This is a genomic window from Arthrobacter crystallopoietes (assembly GCF_002849715.1).
Classification (GTDB): Bacteria; Actinomycetota; Actinomycetes; order Actinomycetales; family Micrococcaceae; genus Crystallibacter; species Crystallibacter crystallopoietes.
This window is the reverse complement of sequence record NZ_CP018863.1, coordinates 4,715,362-4,735,313: the sequence shown is the minus strand read 5'-3', so window position 1 is coordinate 4,735,313 and position 19,952 is coordinate 4,715,362. Positions and strand designations below refer to the sequence as shown.

18 protein-coding genes are annotated in these 19,952 nt (G+C 63.4%); 14 read left to right on the top strand and 4 right to left on the bottom strand.

The window, feature by feature from the left end; translation table 11 throughout:
• Positions 1-156: 156 nt before the first annotated feature.
• The 6 genes from guaB1 to AC20117_RS21755 all read left to right on the top strand — a co-directional run bounded on the left by guaB1 (position 157) and on the right by AC20117_RS21755 (position 7,173).
• Entirely contained in the window at positions 157-1,611 is a 1,455-nt protein-coding gene (guaB1, locus tag AC20117_RS21780) for a GMP reductase (RefSeq protein ID WP_074701642.1), read from the top strand.
• A gap of 243 nt (positions 1,612-1,854) precedes the next feature.
• Positions 1,855-3,213 carry a hemolysin family protein gene (locus AC20117_RS21775; RefSeq protein ID WP_074701644.1) on the top strand — a complete coding sequence of 453 codons (1,359 nt, stop codon included), beginning with the start codon at positions 1,855-1,857 and terminating at the stop codon, positions 3,211-3,213.
• On the top strand, positions 3,210-4,271 hold the full coding sequence (locus AC20117_RS21770) for a hemolysin family protein (RefSeq protein ID WP_101632673.1): 1,062 nt from the start codon (positions 3,210-3,212) through the stop codon (positions 4,269-4,271). The genes AC20117_RS21775 and AC20117_RS21770 overlap by 4 nt, the downstream gene beginning before the upstream one ends.
• A 152-nt stretch (positions 4,272-4,423) precedes the next feature.
• A complete protein-coding gene (locus tag AC20117_RS21765) occupies positions 4,424-5,401 on the top strand; it encodes a metal ABC transporter solute-binding protein, Zn/Mn family (protein WP_074703331.1) in 978 nt (325 codons plus the stop codon).
• Positions 5,402-5,470: 69 nt separating this feature from the next.
• A complete protein-coding gene (locus tag AC20117_RS21760; protein WP_074701645.1) occupies positions 5,471-6,268 on the top strand; it encodes a metal ABC transporter ATP-binding protein in 798 nt (265 codons plus the stop codon).
• Between the two features lie 2 nt (positions 6,269-6,270).
• Positions 6,271-7,173 (top strand): metal ABC transporter permease, encoded by a 903-nt coding sequence (locus AC20117_RS21755; RefSeq protein WP_074701647.1) that lies wholly within the window; start codon positions 6,271-6,273, stop codon positions 7,171-7,173.
• Here AC20117_RS21755 and AC20117_RS21750 read toward each other — a convergent pair.
• Positions 7,160-7,597: a Fur family transcriptional regulator gene (locus AC20117_RS21750; protein ID WP_074701648.1), complete on the bottom strand. Its 438-nt coding sequence runs from the start codon at positions 7,595-7,597 to the stop codon at positions 7,160-7,162. The two genes, AC20117_RS21755 and AC20117_RS21750, sit on opposite strands and share 14 nt — an antisense overlap.
• A gap of 111 nt (positions 7,598-7,708) precedes the next feature.
• Here AC20117_RS21750 and AC20117_RS21745 point away from each other — a divergent pair, with 111 nt between their 5' ends.
• From AC20117_RS21745 to AC20117_RS21730, 4 genes are all read left to right on the top strand, one after another.
• The gene (locus tag AC20117_RS21745; RefSeq protein WP_074701650.1) at positions 7,709-8,365 is read left to right on the top strand and encodes an MBL fold metallo-hydrolase; all 657 of its coding nucleotides are present in this window, start codon (positions 7,709-7,711) and stop codon (positions 8,363-8,365) included.
• A gap of 77 nt (positions 8,366-8,442) precedes the next feature.
• Positions 8,443-9,342, top strand: a complete 900-nt coding sequence (locus AC20117_RS21740; protein WP_074701651.1) for a sulfurtransferase — start codon at positions 8,443-8,445, stop codon at positions 9,340-9,342.
• 48 nt (positions 9,343-9,390) lie between these two features.
• Positions 9,391-10,521, top strand: a complete 1,131-nt coding sequence (locus AC20117_RS21735) for an NAD(P)-dependent alcohol dehydrogenase (RefSeq protein ID WP_074701653.1) — start codon at positions 9,391-9,393, stop codon at positions 10,519-10,521.
• Positions 10,518-10,946 carry an HIT family protein gene (locus AC20117_RS21730; protein ID WP_074701654.1) on the top strand — a complete coding sequence of 143 codons (429 nt, stop codon included), beginning with the start codon at positions 10,518-10,520 and terminating at the stop codon, positions 10,944-10,946. Before AC20117_RS21735 ends, AC20117_RS21730 begins: the two co-directional genes overlap by 4 nt.
• A 27-nt stretch (positions 10,947-10,973) precedes the next feature.
• Here the strand turns inward: AC20117_RS21730 and hrpA are convergent, their stop codons facing one another.
• A complete protein-coding gene (hrpA, locus tag AC20117_RS21725) occupies positions 10,974-14,927 on the bottom strand; it encodes an ATP-dependent RNA helicase HrpA (RefSeq protein WP_074701656.1) in 3,954 nt (1,317 codons plus the stop codon).
• A 343-nt stretch (positions 14,928-15,270) separates the two neighbouring features.
• Here hrpA and AC20117_RS21720 point away from each other — a divergent pair, with 343 nt between their 5' ends.
• The 3 genes from AC20117_RS21720 to AC20117_RS21710 are packed head-to-tail and all read left to right on the top strand — an operon-like array spanning position 15,271 to position 17,993.
• On the top strand, positions 15,271-16,275 hold the full coding sequence (locus AC20117_RS21720) for an ABC transporter substrate-binding protein (RefSeq protein ID WP_074701657.1): 1,005 nt from the start codon (positions 15,271-15,273) through the stop codon (positions 16,273-16,275).
• A 19-nt stretch (positions 16,276-16,294) separates the two neighbouring features.
• Positions 16,295-17,200 (top strand): ABC transporter permease, encoded by a 906-nt coding sequence (locus AC20117_RS21715; protein WP_074701659.1) that lies wholly within the window; start codon positions 16,295-16,297, stop codon positions 17,198-17,200.
• 1 nt (position 17,201) lies between these two features.
• Entirely contained in the window at positions 17,202-17,993 is a 792-nt protein-coding gene (locus tag AC20117_RS21710; protein ID WP_074701660.1) for an ABC transporter ATP-binding protein, read from the top strand.
• A 62-nt stretch (positions 17,994-18,055) separates the two neighbouring features.
• Here the strand turns inward: AC20117_RS21710 and AC20117_RS21705 are convergent, their stop codons facing one another.
• A complete protein-coding gene (locus AC20117_RS21705) occupies positions 18,056-19,006 on the bottom strand; it encodes a helix-turn-helix transcriptional regulator (RefSeq protein ID WP_074701662.1) in 951 nt (316 codons plus the stop codon).
• A gap of 135 nt (positions 19,007-19,141) precedes the next feature.
• Between AC20117_RS21705 and AC20117_RS21700 the strand changes: the two genes are divergently transcribed.
• Positions 19,142-19,699: a DinB family protein gene (locus AC20117_RS21700; protein ID WP_074701663.1), complete on the top strand. Its 558-nt coding sequence runs from the start codon at positions 19,142-19,144 to the stop codon at positions 19,697-19,699.
• 42 nt (positions 19,700-19,741) lie between these two features.
• On the opposite strand, the gene AC20117_RS23460 is transcribed toward AC20117_RS21700, so the two are convergent.
• Positions 19,742-19,903, bottom strand: a complete 162-nt coding sequence (locus AC20117_RS23460) for a hypothetical protein (protein ID WP_158300501.1) — start codon at positions 19,901-19,903, stop codon at positions 19,742-19,744.
• Positions 19,904-19,952: the final 49 nt, after the last annotated feature.

Sequence of the window (19,952 nt, the reverse complement as noted above, 5' to 3'; positions counted from 1 at the left end):
GACACATCCGCTGTGCAGGCCAATCTCATACGATTGTTTTGAAACCAATGTGACGAAGCGCCAACAGACCCCGTCAGAAGCGGTGCACCGGTGATTTGGCTCGGCGTCGTAGACTCGTGCTGTCGTTGCCTGCACGTCGATTTTCAGGAGCAGAACATGCAGTTCATCAATCAGCCGCAGACGGACCTGACCTACTCGGACGTTTTCCTGGTTCCATCCAGGTCGGAAGTGGTCTCACGGCTGGACGTGGACTTGGCCTCGGGGGACGGAACAGGCACCACGATCCCGCTGGTAGTGGCGAACATGACGGCGGTAACCGGTCGCCGGATGGTGGAGACGATTTCCCGCCGCGGGGGCCTGGCAGTGCTGCCCCAGGATGTTCCTCTCGACGTGCTGGCCGAAGTCACCGGCTGGGTCAAGGCACGCCATGCGGTCTACGAAACCCCGTTGAAACTGCAGCCCTCCAACACCGTCATCGACGCGCTGCACCTGATGAACAAGCGCGCCCATGGAGCCGTCGCGATTGTCGACAACGAAGGTCGTTGCCTCGGTGTGGTCCGGGCTGACGAATGCGAAGGCGTCGATAGGTTCGCCTCGCTGGAATCGGTCATGCGCGAGCACCCACTGACGTTGCAGGCATCGATGTTTTCCGGTGAGCTGCAGCCTGCGCTCCGGAAGGCCTTTGAGCTTTTCGACGGCGCCGGGGTCGGCTTCGCGCCGGTCGTCGACGACGAAGGCTACCTCCTCGGGGCGCTGACCCGCACCGGTGCGCTGCGTTCGACGATCTACCGTCCTGCCGTGGATGATAAGGGGCGCCTCAGGGTCGCGGCCGCCGTCGGGATCAATGGAGACGTCCAGGCCAAAGCCGCAGCCTTGCTCGAGGCCGGCGTCGACGTTCTTGTTGTTGACACTGCCCATGGTCACCAGCAGAAGATGTTCGACGCGCTGCGGGCTGTACGGGGACTGGATCCCGCCGTCCCGGTGGTGGCCGGGAACGTGGTCAGTGCCGAGGGCGTACGCGATCTGGTCGCAGCAGGTGCGGACATCGTCAAGGTCGGCGTGGGACCCGGTGCAATGTGCACCACGCGGATGATGACCGCCGTCGGGCGGCCGCAGTTTTCCGCCGTGTACGAATGCGCGGCGGCCGCCAGCGAACTCGGCGCCCATGTCTGGGCCGACGGCGGAGTGCGTTACCCGCGGGACGTGGCTCTGGCCCTGGCAGCGGGTGCCAGCCAGGTCATGATCGGTTCCTGGTTCGCCGGGACCTATGAAAGCCCGGGGGATCTGATGACGGACAGCAATGGCCGGCAATACAAGGAGAGTTTCGGCATGGCCTCGGCCCGTGCAGTGCAGTACCGGACGCAGCGCGAAGGGGCGTTCGAGCGTGCGCGCAAAGGCCTGTTTGAGGAAGGCATTTCCTCCTCGAAGATGTATCTTGATCCTGCCCGCCCCGGCGTCGAAGACCTCCTGGACGGAATTACGTCGGGACTGCGCAGTTCCATGACCTATGCGGGAGCGACCAACCTGGTTGAATTCCGTGAGCGGGCCATCGTCGGGGTGCAGTCCGCGGCCGGCTATGAGGAAGGCCGGCCGCTGCCGCAAAGCTGGTAGCTCCTGCTACGCTTAACGAATAATGGACAGCTATTCTAGGCGCCGGTCCGTGGGCACGATTGCAGCAGTGGCAACGCAATCTGATGGCTCACACAGCACCGGCAGACCCCGTACCCGTGCCCATCATTCACTTCCTGACGCCCCGGCGGCCGGACAGGAGCCTTCCAGTCCGGGCTCTGACGATAAACCCCCGCCGGCGCAGTCTGCGCTCCTAACTTCACCGCGTGCGGTGGTGGTCCTCTGATGGAGTGGATCCAGATTGCCGCCGGCATGCTATTGATCTTGGGAACCGGCTTCTTCGTGGCGGTTGAATTCGCCCTCGTGGCGCTGGACCAGGCCACCGTACAGCGGGCCATCGACAAGGGCGACAAGGGCGCCGTCGCTGTGATGAAGTGCCTGAAGTCCCTTTCCACCCAACTCTCCAGCTGTCAGCTCGGAATTACCCTGACTACCTTGCTGACCGGTTTCCTGCTGGAGCCGGCCATCAGCAGTCTGCTTCGCGCGCCGCTGGCGATGCTGGCTCTGCCTGAGGCCATTATCCAGACCGCCGGAGTTGTCATCGCCATGACGGTGGCTACCCTGCTCTCGATGCTGATCGGCGAGCTGGTGCCGAAGAATGCCTCCATTGCCCTGCCCATGGCAGTCGGCAAGGCCGTTGCCCGGCCGCAGCTGCTGTTCACTGCAGTATTCAAGCCGGCGATCATCGTCCTCAACGGCTTTTCCAACAAGGTGCTTCATCTGTTCGGCCTGGAAGCCAAGGAAGAACTTTCCGGCGCCCGGACGCCGTCCGAGCTGGCCTCGTTGGTGCGCCGGTCCGCTGAAATGGGCACGTTGGATGCGGGTACCGCGAACTTCCTGTCCCGGACCTTGAGGTTTTCCGGCCGTTCGGCCGCCGATGTCATGACCCCGCGTATCCGGGTCGAGTTCATCGACGCCGACGACACCGTCGAAGACATCGTGGCGGCTGCCCGAAGAACCGGCTTTTCCAGGTTCCCCCTCCTGGGCGACTCGCCGGACGATGTCCGCGGGGTAGTCCACATCAAAAAGGCCATCGGCGTGCCGCGGTGGAAACGGTCCGAGCTGGCCGCCGCAACGATCATGACCGATGTGCTGCGGGTGCCCGAGACTGTGCACCTGGATTCCCTGCTGTCGGAGCTGCGCGCATCAAACCTGCAGTTCGCCGTCGTTCTCGATGAATACGGTGGCACAGCGGGAGTTGTGACGCTTGAGGACCTGGTGGAAGAAATCGTCGGCGAGGTCTCCGATGAGCACGACCGGGTCAAGCCCGGGGTGCTGCAGAGCGCTGCGGGCAACTGGTACTTCCCCGGGCTGATGCGCCCGGACGAGGTCTCTGAACAGATACCGCTGCTCACCGTTCCGGACGAAGCAGGCTACGAGACTGTTGGCGGCTTCATCATGAGCGAGCTGGGACGCATAGCTGCTGCCGGCGATCGGGTCGATGTACCCGGCGGCGTGCTGGAAGTGGAACGAATGGACGGGCGCCGGGTGGACCGGGTCCGGTTCATCCCGGATCCGGTGGCCGGTGAGGGCGGCAGTACGACGACGTCCGGGACCGCGGCTGCCGAAGGCGGCGTCCGATGAGCGCCGGTATGGGCATCCTCTGGCTTGTTGTGCTGCTGCTCGGCAATGCCTTCTTTGTCGGCGCCGAATTTGCTGTCATGTCGGCCCGTCGAAGCCAGATCGAACCATTGGCCGAAGCAGGATCGAAGCGGGCCAAAACCACGTTGTGGGCAATGGAAAATGTTTCCCTGATGCTGGCCTGTGCACAATTGGGCATCACCGTATGTTCCTTGCTCATCCTCAACGTCGCCGAACCCGCCATCAAGGAACTGCTGCTGATTCCGCTGGAGCGCTGGATCGGGATACCGCACGACGTCTCCTACGGAATTTCGTTCGTGATCGCCCTCCTGCTGGTGACGTTCCTGCATGTGACCTTCGGCGAGATGGTGCCGAAGAACATTTCGGTGTCCACCGCGGATAAAGCGGCCCTGCTGCTGGCTCCGCCGCTGGTTTATGTCAGCAGGATCGTCAAGCCGGTGATCGTGGTCCTCAACTGGTCCGCGAACCACATCCTGCGTGCGATCCGCATCGAGCCGAAGGACGAGGTGACCTCCACCTTCACCCTGGAGGAAGTCCAGTCCATCGTGCAGGAATCCACCCGGCACGGCCTGGTGGAGGATGAAGCAGGGCTGATCTCCAGCTCGCTGGAGTTCTCCGGCCAGACGGCGGAAAGCATCATGGTTCCGCTGGATGACTTGGTGACCATCGGCGTGGACACCACCCCGGCGGAGTTCGAACGGGTAGTGGGCCGGACGGGTTTCTCCCGCTTCGCGGTTGCCGACGGCGACGCAAACCTCACGGGATATCTGCATCTGAAGGACATCATGACGATCCCCGAGGAACGGTATTCAATGGCCATCCCGGTGACCAAGGTGCGTACGCTGGCCAACCTGTCGCTGGACGAGGAAATCGAGGACGCGCTGGCCGTCATGCAGCGCACCGGTTCCCACTTGGCCCGTGTGATTGGCCCGGGCGGCCAGACCCACGGGGTGCTGTTCCTTGAGGACGTGCTGGAGGAACTGGTGGGGGAGATCCGGGATACTACACAGAATCAGGGTGCGCGTCGGCTGGGCGCTTGATCCCCGTCCCTGGCCCGGAGCGTCACAGCTCCGGGCCGCAGCAGGCAATAGGACAATAGGGCAACCATGGTAATGCGAACGGTTCGCGTTACGTTACACTGGACAAGTTCCCTGTTGGTATTGATTCTCATTATGAGTAGATCGAGGTGTCCATGCGGCTGTTTCGTGGTCTGACTGCTATTTCCGGTGTCGCCGGACTCGCACTAGTGCTTTCGGCCTGCGGCCAAGGTGATTCCGGAGCCGGGGGGACAGACGGCGGGGAAGCCGGCAAAGTCCAGGTTGTCGCTTCCACCGATGTCTACGGTGACCTCGCGGCCACCATCGGCGGTGAGGCCGTGGAGGTGACTTCCATTATCAACAAGCTCTCGCAGGACCCCCATTCCTACGAGGCAACAGCCAGGGACAAACTGGCCGTGTCCGAGGCGGACGTCGTCATCGAAAACGGTGGTGGCTACGATCCCTTCCTGCACGGCCTGGTCGATGAAACCGGTAAGGACCACGAGTATGTGGTCACCGCCGTGGACGTCTCAGGTTTAGGCGGGCAGGCCGGGGAATCCGCCCAGCCGGAAGCCGACGATGAGCATTCAGGCCACGGACATATTGAAGGCCTGAACGAACACGTCTGGTATGACTTCGAAACCATGGGCAAGATGGCCGGCGTCGTCGCCGACAAGCTCAGCACGCTCGACCCAGCCAACGCCGCGACGTTCGAGGCCAACAGCACCGCCTTCCAGGAGGACATCGACGCCTTGGTGCAGGAACGCGATGCGCTGGCCGAGCGCGCTGGCAACGCCGAGGTGGCGGCCACGGATCCGGTGCCGCATTATTTGCTTGAATCGCTGGGTCTGCACAACGAGACTCCGGCTGACTTCCTGGAGGCAGTCGAAGAAGGCAGCGATGCCGCGCCGGTTGCCATAAAGGAGACGCAGGACTTGATCAGCGGGGGAACCGTCAGCTTCGTGGCCTACAACGAGCAGACAGAAGGCCCCCAGACGCAGCAGCTGCGCGCCGTGGCGGAAGAGTCCGGCGTCGCCGTCGTTGTATTCACTGAAACGCTGCCCGAAGGCCAGGACTATCTGTCATGGATGGGCAGCAACCTGGATAACATTTCCACCGTGCTCGCGGCCTAAGCGGCAACCATGACCAGCAGTACTGTGATTGACTTGTCCCAGCCAGCCGGACCGAGTACAAGGAACCGTGTGACAACACCCGCCGTCAGCCTGCAGGGGGCCTCCCTTTCCTTTGGCAACCGTGTGCTGTGGCATGATCTGGACCTCGAGATCAACCCGGGCGAGTTCTTTGCGGTGCTCGGGCCGAACGGGTCCGGCAAGACGAGTTTCCTGCGGGTACTGCTCGGGCTCCAGCCGCTGACGCACGGAAGTGCGCGCATCAACGGCAGTTCGGTCGCGCGGGGGAGCCGCGATATCGGCTACATCCCGCAGCAGAAGTCGTTTGTCCCGGGAACGCCCCTGCGCGCGCGGGATCTTGTTGGTCTCGGTCTGGACGGTCACCGCTGGGGCGTCCGGCTCAATGGGCGCAGGCACCGTCGGCGCGTGGACGAACTGCTGGATTTGGTCGGTGCTTCGTCCTATGCTGAGGCTCCGGTCGGCTTGCTCTCCGGCGGCGAGCAACAGCGGCTGCGGGCCGCGCAGGCGCTGGCCACGGATCCCAAGGTGCTGCTGTGCGATGAGCCGTTGCTGTCGCTGGACCTGCACCATCAGCAGGCAGTCAGCGCGTTGATCAACGCGCAATGCCATGAGCAGAATAGCGCCGTGGTGTTCGTGACGCACGAGATCAACCCGATCATCGACTACGTGGACCGGGTGCTGTACTTGGCAGGCGGCCAGTTCCGGGTTGGGGCCCCTGAAGAGGTCATGACCACCGAAGTCCTGTCGGATATGTACAACAGCCACGTCGAAGTCATTCATAACGAGGGCCGCATCATCGTGGTCGGGCTGCCGGACGCCACCACCCATCACCACGGCGAGGAGGACTGAGCATGGACCTCAATGAGTTCATGAACGCGGTCTTCAACTTCGAAGACTACTCGCAACTGCTTCCGCTGGTAACCAACTCGCTCATCGCCGGAGCCGTTCTTGGCCTGGTCGGCGGGCTCATCGGAACCTTCGTCATGATGCGGGACCTGGCCTTTGCCGTCCACGGCATCGCGGAACTGTCTTTCGCCGGCGCAGCCTTCGCGCTGCTCATCGGCGCCAACGTGGTCTTCGGCTCGTTGCTGGGCTCCGTGGTTGCCGCCGTCATCCTCGGCGTCATGGGCATGCGGGCGCGGGACAGGAACTCCATCATTGGGGTCATCATGCCGTTCGGCCTGGGCCTGGGCATTCTCTTCCTGTCCCTGTACGAGGGCAGGTCCGCGAATAAGTTCGGCCTGCTCACCGGGCAGATCGTCTCGGTAGACACCGTTCAGCTGAATGTGATGCTGGGATGCTCGCTGTTCGTCATCGTGGCCCTGCTGGCGATCTGGCGGCCCCTGACGTTTGCCAGCGCGGATCCGGATCTTGCCGAAGCCCGGGGAGTGCCCGTGGGCAAGCTGGCCATCGCGTTTATGTTCCTGCTGGGCCTGGCGGTCGCCCTGTCCATCCAGATAGTGGGCGCGCTGTTGGTGCTGGCGTTGGTCATCACACCGTCGGCCGCGGCTCTTCGGGTCACCGCTTCGCCGCGGTTGGTGGTCGGCCTCAGCGTGATCTTTGCGTTGGTTTCCGTGGTGGGCGGCATTCTGCTGGCCTTGGGCGGGCGCATTCCGATCAGTCCCTACGTCACCACGATCTCGTTCCTGATCTACCTGGTCTGCCGTTTGATCGGTGCACGGCGCGACAAGCTGGGCAGGACTAAGCGGAGCGCTTCCCCGGACATCGCTGCGGTGAAAGTTACTGCCGTTTAGCGCTGCATTCCGGGCAGAGCCCGTACATTTCCACGGTGTGCGCGACTTGCGTGTAGCCGTGTTCAGCGGCAACACGGGCGGCCCACTGCTCCACTGCCGGCGCCTCGATCTCCACGGCCTTGCCGCAGTCCCTGCAGAGCAGGTGATGATGGTGGTGCTCAACGGCGCAGCGCCGGTACACGGCCTCGCCGTCGTCCTTGCGCAGCACATCCACCTGCCCGTCCTCGGCCATGGATTGCAGAATCCGGTACGTGGTAGCCAGTGAGACCGATTCACCGCGGCCATGCAGCAGCCGGTGCAGTTCCTGGGTGCTGACGAAATCGTCGAGGCTGTCCAGTGCGCCACTGACGGCGAGCCGCTGCCGGGTCACTCGTTGCTCGGAACCGCGGCGGGGTGCCTGGGAATCGGCAGAGGGGGTCGACATTGCGTGGGAGGTCTCCTTGACAGCGGATGGTGCGGCCTGAAGGCTGACCTCCAGCCTATCAGCCGGCCCGGGATCGGTTGCCGGGCGGCACCGGCTGGGTAGGCTGGGACCATGCTGCTAACCAAGTACACCCACGCATGCGTCAGGCTTGAGCGCGACGGACACGTACTGGTCCTCGATCCCGGAAACCTTTCCGAGGTTGACCAGGCTCTGGACGGTGCCGGCACCGTCCTGATTACGCACGAACATGAAGACCATGTCGACCGGGAGCGGCTGCCTGCGGCCATCCTGGCCGCGCCGGATCTGCAGGTCTACGCCCCGTCCGGTGTGGCAGAGGAACTGCGTGCGCTGGTGCCCGAGGCTGCCGCGCGCATCCATGCGTCGGACTCCGGTACCCGGTTTTCGATCCCCGGCTTCGACATCCGCACCTTCGGCGGACAGCACGCCCTGATCCACCCGAACATTCCCGTGGTCGCCAACATCGGGTACCTGATTAATGACGAGGTGTACCACCCGGGGGATTCCTTTATCGTGCCCCATGGCCTGCAGGTTTCAACGGTACTGGTGCCGATCCATGCCCCCTGGTCCAAGGTCGGCGAGGTGATCGATTTTGTCACCGCTGTGCGGGCAGAACGAGCGTTCCCCATTCATGACGGCCTGTTGAACAGCGCGGGCAAGGGTATTGTCGAAAAACATGTGAAGTCCTTCGGCGAACGGTACGGCACACACTACGAACATCTGGAGCCGGGGCAAAGCGTCACATTGTAAAAACCCAGCTGCCCAAACCCTTGGGCAGCAGCACATCCGCCGGCAACGGGGCCGGCAACAGTTCAGGAGGAGATCTCATGAGGACTCTGATGGACGTACGGACCCTGCAGGACCGGATGACCTCCGGCCGCCGCACGGTTGTACTCGATGTCCGCTGGGCGCTGGGCGACCCCCACGGCCGCGAACACTATCTAGGCGAGCATATTCCCGGCGCTGTCTATGCCGATCTGGAAACGCAGTTGGCCGCGCCGCCATCCCCGCAAGCCGGGCGCCATCCGCTGCCCGACGCAGCCGCTTTCGAGGAAGCAGCCAGGGAATGGGGAATCAACAACGGGGATACGGTGGTCGCCTATGACAATGTGGGTGGGCTTTCCGCCGCACGGCTCTGGTGGCTGCTCAAAGACGGCGGCTTCGAGGACGTGTTCCTGCTCGACGGCGGACTGGCAGCCTGGCAGGCTGCGGGCTTCGAAACCGATCGCGGCGACGAACTGCCGAGCCTCGGCTGCGTCACCCTGGCGCCCGGCCACATGCCCGTGCTGAAGCTCGACGAAGTCACCGGGTTTACCAGCTACGGGCTGCTGCTCGATGCCAGAGCACCGGAGCGGTACCGCGGCGAGAGCGAACCGGTTGACCCGAAGGCGGGTCACATTCCAGGCGCCGTCAACGCGCCGGCCGGGGCCAATCTGGATGCAGCGGGCAGGTTCCTGCCGCCGGAACAGCTGGCCGCCAGGTTCCGCGAGCTGGGTGTGCTGCCCGGCAGGGCAATTGGAGTGTACTGCGGATCAGGCGTGACGGCCGCCCATGAGGTTGCAGCATTGGCCCATGCCGGTCTCGAGGCAGCACTATTCCCCGGTTCCTGGTCACAGTGGTCGCGACGTTCGGAACTGCCCGTGGCAGTGGGGAGCGAGCCGGGCGGGCATGCCGTCGACACTGTTTCTGATCCAGACACAGCTCCTCGGTCGCAACTGGCAGGCTGATTCGGTCGCAACTGGCAGGCTGATACGGCAACAGGGTAGCGTCGCTGTATGAGTCTTGGCCGTCCCAAACCGCCGCCGTTGGGCCAGCCCCTGCCAGCGCCGAATCCGAGGAGATCCATGAGCACCGCGCAGGCCTATGCCGCGACATCGCCGACGTCGGGGCTTCTTCCCCTGCAGATCGAGCGGCGTGAGCCGGAACCTCACGATGTGGAGATCACGATTGCCTTCTGCGGGCTGTGCCATTCGGATGTGCATGCCGTGCGCAGCGAGTGGCGGCCGTCGCGGTATCCACTGGTGCCCGGCCACGAAATCGTCGGACGGGTGACGGGGATCGGGCAGGACGTGACGCTCCACGCCATCGGTGATCTGGTGGGTGTGGGCTGTTTGGTGGATTCCTGCCGCGAATGCATCAGCTGCGAAGAGGGCCTGGAGCAGTACTGCGAGAACGGTTCCACCGGCACTTACGGTGTGCCCGATCGGCGGCGCGGGGGCGAGCCGACGCAGGGCGGCTACGCCACCTCGATCGTAGTCGACGAAAATTACTGTCTGCGCGTTCCGGAGAGCCTCGACCCGGCGGCCACGGCCCCGCTGCTGTGTGCCGGCATCACCGTCTACTCACCCATGCGGTACTTCGGGGTGGAGACCGGGGACTCGGTGGGCGTCGTGGGTCTGGGCGGCCTCGGGCACATGGCCGTCAAGCTCGCCAAGGCGATGGGCGCCGAAGTCACGGTGTTCACTACGTCGGAAGGTAAGGCCGAGGCAGCCCGCGCACTGGGGGCAGACCGCGTAGTCCTCTCCTCGGACAGCGTGTCGATGGCGCAGGTCCGGGACAGCATCGACTTGATCATCGACACCGTCGCCGCCGCCCACGACCTCGGCCCCTATCTGAGGACCATCCGCAGGGATGGCGCCCTGATCCAGCTGGGGTTGCCTCCGGGGGACATGCCGCCGGTTCCGGTCGGCGCGCTCATCCGCAAGCGCATCGCCTACGGCGGCTCCATGATCGGCGGGATCGCCGAGACCCAGGAGATGCTGGATTTCTGCGCCGAACACAACATCACTTCCGACATCGAAATGGTCACCGCAGACCAGCTCAATGACGCGTACGACCGCATGGTGGCCGGTGACGTGAAGTACCGGTTTGTCCTGGATATAGCATCTGTGAAGGAGAAAGCATGAGCACGCTGTTCACGAAAATCATCAACGGTGAGATCCCCGGAAAATTCGTATGGAAGGACGACGACGTCGTTGCTTTCCTCAGCATTGGGCCCTTGGCTGACGGCCACACGCTGGTGGTTCCGCGTGCGGAGGTGGACCGCTGGACGGACGCGCCGGCGGAGCTTTGGCAGAAAGTCACGGCCGTTGCCCAGACCATCGGCAAGGTGCAGGTTGAGGTGTTCGGGGCGCCGCGGGCGGGCATGATTATCGCCGGTTTCGAAGTGGACCACCTCCACCTTCACGTGTGGCCGGCCAGCTCGGAAGCCGAGTTCGATTTCAAGCGGGCAGAGCAGAACCCGGATCCCGATCGGATGGAGAACAATGCCCGGCAACTGCGCGCGGGCCTGCGTGACGCCGGCTACGGCGAATTCGTCCCGGCGGATTAGGCAGTGACGCCGGGCCGTTGTCCGGCGTCACTTGCTGAGCGCCTCGTTCAAGGCAGCACGCACGCGCTTCTCTGAAATGGAATAGGCCGTTCCCAGTTCCTGGGCGAAGAAGCTGACCCTCAGTTCCTCGAGCATCCACCGCACCTTGCGCAGCGCTCCGGGGTGCCGGGAGCCGGGACGCAAAGCCGCGACGGCGTCGTCGTACTCGTCTTCAAGCTTTTGCACGGCGGCCATCTGCTGGCCGTCCCGCGCCACGTTGGTTGGCAGCTTCTCCAGCCTGCGCTCGATCGCCGCCAGATAGCGGGGGAGATGGCTCAGCTGGGCATAGCCCGTACGGGCGACGAAACCGGGGTAGACCAGCTGCTCGAGCTGGCTCTTGATGTCGTTCAGGGCACTGATCAGGGCCAGGCTCGTGCTGGCCTTGAGCGATTTCTGGATGCGCCGGTTGCTGGAGAGGATTTTTTCGACGACGGCGGTCACGGAGAAGACGGTGTCGATCAGTTCCGCACGGACCACCTCATACAGGCGGTCGAACTCTTCCCTGGACCACGGCAGCTCCTGCGGCACCAGCTTATCGATGGCCGCCAGCGTACAGTCATCGATCAACGAGGCGACAGAACCATGCGGGTTCTGGCTAAAGGTGAGTTTCTCGGTGTTGTTCAAATGGTCCAGCACGTAGCGCTGCGGGGACGGCACACGAAGCGCCAGCAGCCGGATGACGCCGGAGCGCATGGCGGACTCCTGCTCCGCGGCAGTGGGATAGATCCGCCGCGCGACAGTCTGGCCTTCATCCACGAAGGCCGGATAGCCCGTGACCGTGTGGCCCGCTATCAACCGCTTGACCTCGCGTTCAAGCGTGGCGCCCGTCCACTCGGTCAGCCCTGTCAGTTCCTGGATATCGCTCGGCGCCGGAGCAGCCGGCGTCGAAGACGCCTTGGCCTGCTTCGCGGGCTTGGCCGTCTTGGGTGTGGCACCGAGTGAATCGGCGATGGCGCGGCGGGTCTGCGGCGCCAGCTCTTCCTGCAGCCGGGCCAGGTCTTTGTCTTCGCCCAGGACTTTTCCGCGTGCGTCCACCACCCGGAAACTGACCCGCAGGTGCGGCGGCACTGCTTCCCAGTTCCAGGAACCGGGCGGGATGATGTGGCCCTTGAGCCGGCGGAGCACCAGTTCCAGCGAAGGTTCCAGCTCGTCTTCTTCCGGAACAAACTCCTCTGCAAGAACCGCGGCAGCAGTACGCGCCACATCGGGGGCGGGCACAAAGTTCTTGCGCACCTGCTTAGGCAGGGACTTGATCAAAGCGGTCACCAGGTCAGCCCGCAGGCCGGGAATCTGCCAGCGGAAGGGCGCGGGATCGAGCTGGTTCAGGAACAGCACCGGCACTTCCGCCGTGACACCGTCTGAAGGGTTGGGAGTCCCGCCGGGCGCCACCGGCGAAAATTCATAGCTCAGCGGCAGCTCGAAGGAGCCTTGCCGCCAGATTTTCGGGAAGGCGTCGGCATCGAGCTCTTCGGCTTCTTCGGTCAGGAGCGCATCGGGGTCGAAGTCGAGCAGCGCGGGATTTTCCTCGCGTGCGGCCTTCCACCATTTGTCGAAGTGGCGCTCGGAGACCACGTTCTCGCCGATCCGCTGATCGTAGAACTCGAAAAGCGTCTCATCATCCACACGGAGACCGCGTCGGCGCGTGCGTGTCTCCAGCTCCTCGACCTCGGCCAGCAGGGCGCGGTTGCGGTGGAAGAACTTGTGGTGGGTGCGCCAGTCACCTTCAACCAGGGCATGGCGGATGAAGAGGTCCCGGCTGAGCTCGCGGTCGATCCTGCCGTATTGGATGCGCCGCTGCGGGATGATCGGGACGCCGTAGAGCGTGACCTTCTCATAGGCCATGACCGAACCCAGGCGGCGGGACCAGTGCGGTTCGGAATAGGTCCGTTTGAGCAGCTGCGGGGCGATTTCCTCGGCCCACAACGGATCGAACCGGGCAGCTACGCGGGCCCACAGCCGCGACGTCTCCACCAGTTCGGCCGCCATGACCCAATCGGGTGACTTCTTGAACAGCGCCGAGCCGGGGAAGATTGCGAAGCGGGTGCCCCGGGCACCGGCGTATTCGCGTTTGCGCTCCTCGTAGGCGCCGATGTGGCTGAGCAGGCCGGCGAGCAGGCTCTTGTGGATGTCGTCATGCTTGCCAACAGGATCTACGTCGCTGCCGGAAGAGAGCGTAATGCCCAGCGGCTTGGCGAGTTGCCGCAGCTGCGCAAACAGATCCTGCCATTCGCGGATCCGCAGATAGTTGATGAACTCGGTGCGGCACAACTTGCGGAACTGGGTGGAAGACAGTTCCTTCTGCTTGTCCTGCACGTAGCGCCACAGGTTCAGGATGCCGGTGAAGTCCGAGTTCTCGTCCACGAAGCGCTTGTGCAGTTCGGCGGCCTGCTGCTGCTTGCTGCCGCTGTCTGCAGAAGGCCGTTCACGCGGATCCTGGATGGTCAGCGCCGCAGCGAGAATCATGACCTCGCGGACGCACCCGCGTTTGCCGGCTTCGACAATCATGCGGCCCAGACGGGGATCTACCGGCAACTGGGCCAGCTGATGCCCGACGGCGGTCAGGCCGGGTTCGCGGCGCAGCCCGCGGCCACCTCCGCGGCCGGAGGCTTGCGGCTCGCGCGCCGCGTCGGCAGGCTTGCCCGGCTCGGCCAGTGCGCCGAGCTCGCGCAGGAGGTTGACGCCGTCGTTAATCGCCCGGGTCTCCGGCGGCTCGACGAACGGGAAATTCTCGATGTCCTTCGGGCTGCGGGCCACGCCCATGGCGGTCATCTGGAGGATGACGGCGGCCAAGTTGGTTCGCAGGATTTCCGGATCGGTGAACTCGCGCCGGGCTTCGAAATCCTCTTCCGAATACAGCCTGATTGCGATGCCATCGCTGACGCGGCCGCAGCGGCCGGAGCGCTGGTTGGCGGAGGCCTGGGAGATCCGTTCGATGGGCAAACGCTGGACCTTGGTCCGGTGCGAATACCTTGAGATGCGGGCCGTGCCCGTATCGATGACGTATTTGATGCCCGGCACGGTCAGGGAAGTTTCCGCCACGTTGGTGGCCAGGACGATCCGGCGCCGGCCGCCGGCACCGGGCGAAAAGACCCTGTGCTGTTCGGCCAGGGAGAGCCGGGCATAGAGCGGCAGGATCTCGGTTCCCGCCAACCGGCGGTTGGTCTGCACCCGCGCCCGCAGCGCGTCCGCGGCGTCGCGGATCTCCCGCTCCCCGGAGAAGAAGACGAGGATGTCCCCGTGGACTTCGCCGGCCAGTTCGTCCACTGCGTCGCAGACCGCGTCCAGGGGATCGCGGTCCTCTTCGAGCTCGTCGTCCGAGTCGATGGTGCCGGCCGGCATGTTGAGCGGACGGTACCTGATTTCCACGGGGTAGGTGCGGCCCGAGACTTCGATGATCGGAGCGGGCTCATCGTCACCGAAATGCTTGGCGAAGCGCTCCGGATCAATGGTGGCGGAGGTGATGATGACTTTCAGATCGGGGCGCTGCGGCAGAATGCGCTTGAGGTAACCCAGAATGAAATCGATGTTGAGGCTTCGCTCGTGCGCCTCGTCGATGATGATGGTGCTGTACTTCTTCAGCAACTTGTCATGCTGGATTTCGGCGAGCAGAATGCCGTCCGTCATTAGTTTGATCCGGGTGCTGCGGCCAACTTGACCGGTGAAACGGACCTGGAAGCCGACTTCCTCGCCCAGCTTGACGTCGAGTTCCTCCGCGATCCGCTCGGCAACGGTGCGCGCGGCGAGCCGGCGGGGCTGGGTGTGGCCGATCAGGCCCTTGTCCCCGAGTCCAAGTTCAAGGCATATTTTGGGGATCTGGGTGGTCTTCCCCGAACCGGTTTCGCCGGCAATGATGGTGACCTGGTTGGCGGCAATGGCCGCCATGATGTCATCCCGCCGTTCCGAAACCGGCAACGTCTCGGGATAAGTGATTTTCAGTGTCATGATTGCGCACCAGTTTATCGGTTCCCAAGGATTCATACACCCATGGACGGAACAGTGGCCTCACTGGCATTTCGATACGGATTGTCCATTCTTGGGCCTGCATGAGTGGACTCTTGTCCTAGGCCTGTGCTGAAGATTAGACAATGTGACGCTGTTCACAGGTACTATCGAAGTGGACTTTCCGCAGGGAATGACTGTCCGTGCCCGCAGCGGGGTAACGACGCCGCCGGCAAGCCGCATTTTCCACCCATTCAGCAACGTGGTGGAACGCATGGACAGCTGTGACTTGGGGGAGCGGGCCGGGAGCATCCGGCACGTTTGCGATTTGAAAGGAATCACTGGCATGAAACGGTCAACATACACAACCCTGGGCGCCTCGCTGTTCGCCTCGGCGCTGCTGATGACGGCGTGCGGCAACGGCGGTGGCGAGGCCGGCTCCGGCGAGAGCGGGCCGGCCGGCGAAATGGTCGAAATCGGCATCACGCAGATTGTTTCCCACCCCTCGCTGGATGCTTCGCGGGAGGGCTTCAAGAAGGCCCTGGCCGAGAACGGCTACACCGAGGGTGAAAACGTCACCTACGACGAGCAGAACGCCCAGGGCGACCAGGCTACCGCTACCTCGATTGCCGGCAAGTTCGCCACGGACCAGAAGGATCTTGTCCTCGCGATCGCCACTCCGACTGCCCAGGCGGCCGCGCAGGCCATCCAGGACATCCCCATCCTGATCACTGCCGTCACCGATCCCGTGGAGGCCGGCCTGGTCGAATCGCTGGAAGCCCCCGGCGGCAACATCACCGGGACGAGCGACCTCAATCCCGTCAAGGAACAGCTGGGACTGCTGAAGGAACTAGTTCCGGACGCGAAGAGCGTGGGCATCGTCTACAGCTCCGGCGAGGTGAACTCACAGGTCCAGGTCGACCTGGCGAAGAAGGTCGCTGCCGAGATGGGCCTGGAAATCAAGGAAGCCACCGTCAGCAACTCCAGCGAGGTCCAGCAGGCGGCGCAGTCCCTGGATGTCGACGCGTTCTATGTGCCGACAGACAACAACGTTGTCTCTGCTCTGAAGTCGCTCATCGGCGTTGCGGAATCGAAAAAGATTCCGGTAATCGCCTCGGATGCGGCCAGCGTTGAAGGCGGTGCCGTAGCTACCGAGGGCATCAACTACGAGGACCTGGGCTACCAGACGGGCATTATGGCCATCGAGGTCCTGGAAGGCGCTGACCCTGCGACAATGCCGATCCAGACGGCCTCCGAACTGGAAGTTGTTGTCAACCCCGCAGCCGCTGAGCGCATGGGCATCGAGATTCCAGCTTCCCTGCTGGAATCCGCCGACCGCGTCATCGAGTAGAACCTGAGGATACCGACACATGATTGTCGCGGTTGAGCTGGGCCTGATCTACGCGATCATGGCTCTGGGGGTCTACCTGACCTTCCGCATTCTGAATTTTCCCGATCTGACGGTTGACGGCAGCTTCACCACTGGGGCTGCCGTCGCCTCGATCATGATTATCAACGGCTATTCGCCGGTTGTTTCCACCGTCGCCGCTTTCGGCGCAGGACTGGTTGCCGGCTGGATTACCGGAATACTGCACACCAAGGGCAAGATCAATGGACTGCTGGCCGGCATTCTGACCATGATCGCCCTATATTCGATCAACCTGCGCATCATGGGCAGGGCAAACCTGCCCCTGCTGCGTGAAGACACGCTCATCACGCCTCTGCGCGACGCGGGTCTGCTGGGCACTGCGATGGCCGTGGTGGTCTTCTCGCTGTTCGCGCTGGCGGTCAAGTTCGTCATCGACTGGTTCCTGCACACAGACGTCGGTCTGGCCATGCAGGCTACCGGTGACAACGAAGAAATGATCCGCAGCTTCGGCGTGAGCACCGACCGGATGAAAATCCTGGGTCTTGCGCTTTCCAACGGACTGGTCGGCCTGTGCGGAGCGCTGATTGCCCAGTACCAGGGCTTTGCCGATATCGGCATGGGCATTGGTCTTATTCTGGCTGGTCTTGCGTCAGTCATCATCGGGCAGGCGATCTTCGGCTCGAGGCTCATCATCATCGCTTCGCTGGCCGTAGTTCTCGGCTCCGTTTTGTACCGCGTGGTCATCCAGCTTGCCCTGCAGGCGGGCCTGAACCCGAATGATATGAAGCTGATTTCCGCGGTGCTGGTGGTCATCGCCCTGGTACTGCCACAATGGAAGCTCTTCAAGCGGATCGGCGGACTGGCCAACATGAGGAAGTCGCTGACCGGGGCGGGAGCTAAGGGCTGACATGCTGGATATAACTAATGTGCACAAGACCTTTTTCGCGGGCACGGTCAATGAACGGGTGGCGCTGAAGGAGATCAACCTGTCGCTGACGCCGGGCGAGTTCGTCACGGTGATCGGCAGCAACGGCGCCGGTAAATCGACGGTCCTGAACATCACTTCGGGCAAGCTCCGTCCGGACACCGGCACGGTCAGGATCGACGGCAACGACGTGACGAAGCTGGCGGACCACCAGCGGGCAAAATTCATTGGCCGGGTCTTCCAGGATCCGATGGCCGGGACCTCCCCGGACATGACCATCGAACAGAACATGTCCATGGCTTACGAGCGCGGTAAGACGCGAGGCCTGGCCCCCGGTGTCACGAAGAAGAAGCGGGACTTTTTCCAAGAGGAGCTCAAATCCCTGGAGCTGGGCTTGGAGAACCGACTCAAGGCCAAAGTGGGCCTCCTCTCCGGAGGGCAGCGCCAGGCGCTCTCACTGCTCATGGCCACCTTCAGCAGCCCGAAAATCCTGCTGCTGGACGAGCACACTGCCGCGCTGGACCCGCAACGGGCGGATCTCGTGAGCCGTTTGACCGCGGAAGTTGTGGAACGGCACCAGCTGACCACCTTGATGGTCACCCACAATATGGAGCAGGCCCTGCGCCTCGGGAGCCGGCTGATCATGATGCATGAAGGCCGGATCATCCTGGATATTGGCCAGGAGCAGAAGCGGAAAACCACGGTGCAGGACCTGTTGCACGAGTTCGAAAAGATCAAGGGCGGAGCCCTGGACGACCGCACCATGCTGCAGTAAGCCTGCCGGGAACACGGGCTGCGGGCCTGTGTTTGGGGCGGAACTGAGGGAGGCCGGGCGCTTTAGCGTCCGGCCTTCGCCAGTTTTCCAGCCAGTTCCAGCGCGCGGTCCTTGAATTCGGCGGGCTGGAGGATTTCGAACTCGAATCCCATGGCGGCCAGCTGCATCAAAGGGTAGTCCAGCGAATCGAAACCCGAACGCAGAACAGTACTGCCGCCGTCGTCGGTCAGCTCCGCTACTTGGGGCGGTATCCGTTCGGCCACCGTTTGAAGCGGCGCGAAAATGCGTACGACGACGTCATAACGGTAGGGCGAGCGCGTGATTGAGTGTTGAACATACATTGCCAGATCCTTTTGCGGCAGCGGCCTGGGGGTGAAGCGTTCCCTGGCGGAAGGAACGCTTTCGAACCGGTCCACGCGGAAAGTCCGCCAGTCCTGGCGGCCCAGATCCCACGCCACCAGGTACCAGCGGTGTCCGGTGTCGACCAGGCCGTACGGCTCGGCCAGCCGCCGGGAGGACTCGCTGTCCGGTTTGGCATAACGGAAGGCCACAACGCGGTGGTCAGCGATGGCGGCGGAAACGCTGGTCAGTGTCTCCGGATTAACCACAGTCCGCGGGCTGCTCAGCGTAGTGACCGCGTTCTTGAGCATGGCGAATTTGGGGCGGAGCCGTGATGGCAGGACCTGCTCAAGCTTGGTCAGCGCCCGTACCGAAGCTTCGGCGACACCGGAAACGGGGCTGGCGGTGACGGCGCTGAGCCCCAGTGCAACGGCCAGGGCTTCGTCATCGTCCAGCAATAGTGGGGGTAGTTGCGCGCCGGCGCCGAGCTGATAACCGCCGGCCACGCCGGGCGACGCATTGATGGGGTAGCCGAGACTGCGCAGCTTGTCGATGTCCCGCCTGACGGTCCGCTCCGTGACGCTCATGCGCAGAGCTAAAGCCGAACCGGTCCATTCGCGGCGCATTTGGAGCAGGGACAGTAGCTGAAGCAGCCGTGCCGACGTTTCAAGCATGCACACAATCTACGCCCCAATGCGGACAGCCGCCGTCCTGAATTCTCTGGGCAAACCGGCGGCCGCACGACATGATGGAGCCAGACAAGCTGCAGCACCGCCGTGGGCGGAGCTGATCGGGAAAGGGAGCGGGAAATGGTGTTCAACGCTGAATTCGAACTGCTGGACCAGCTTCAGTGGCACTGGGAGAACCAGGCCAGGCCTCGGCTAAAGGGGCTGACCGACGAGGAGTATTTCTGGGAACCCGGGGAGGGCTGCTGGAACGTCCGCCACCGCGGGACCAGCCATGCGCCGATGGCCGTTGGCTCGGGTGATTTCACGATCGACTTCGCCATTCCCGAGCCTTATCCGGCTCCGGTGACCACCATCGCCTGGCGGCTCGGCCACATTTTGGTCGGAGTACTGGGAACCAGGAATGCGTCGCACTTCGGCGGGCCGGCGGTCGATTACGAAAGCTTCGACTATCCGGGAACCGCAGACGGTGCGCTGGCGTTGCTGGACGAATACTATGCCCGCTGGATCGAGGGCGTGGGTTCCTTGGGCGAGCCGGGCCTGGAGAAACCGTGCGGGGCGGCAGAAGGGCGGTTTGCGGATCGTTCCATGGGTGCGCTGGTACTGCACATCAACCGCGAAATGGTCCATCACCTTGCCGAAGTGGCGCTGCTGCGGGATCTCTTTGCCCACCGGCAGTAGGGGTGTCAGCAGCGCCGTCTTCGAACGGGGAGCAGCCGGCGCTTACCAGCGCATCAGCTGTGAGAACGGGCGGCTGGGCAGGACGCCGTCGGACCAGTCCTGCAGGGACCGCTCCTCCGGAGTATGGCCGTGTCCATCGCTGGGGATGATGGCGACGGTGGCAACGATGACGAGGATAAAAGCCAGGGCTAGAAAAAGTTCCATGACTTCATGGTGCGCCGGTACGGGCCCAAAAAAGAGTGGCAGAAACGAC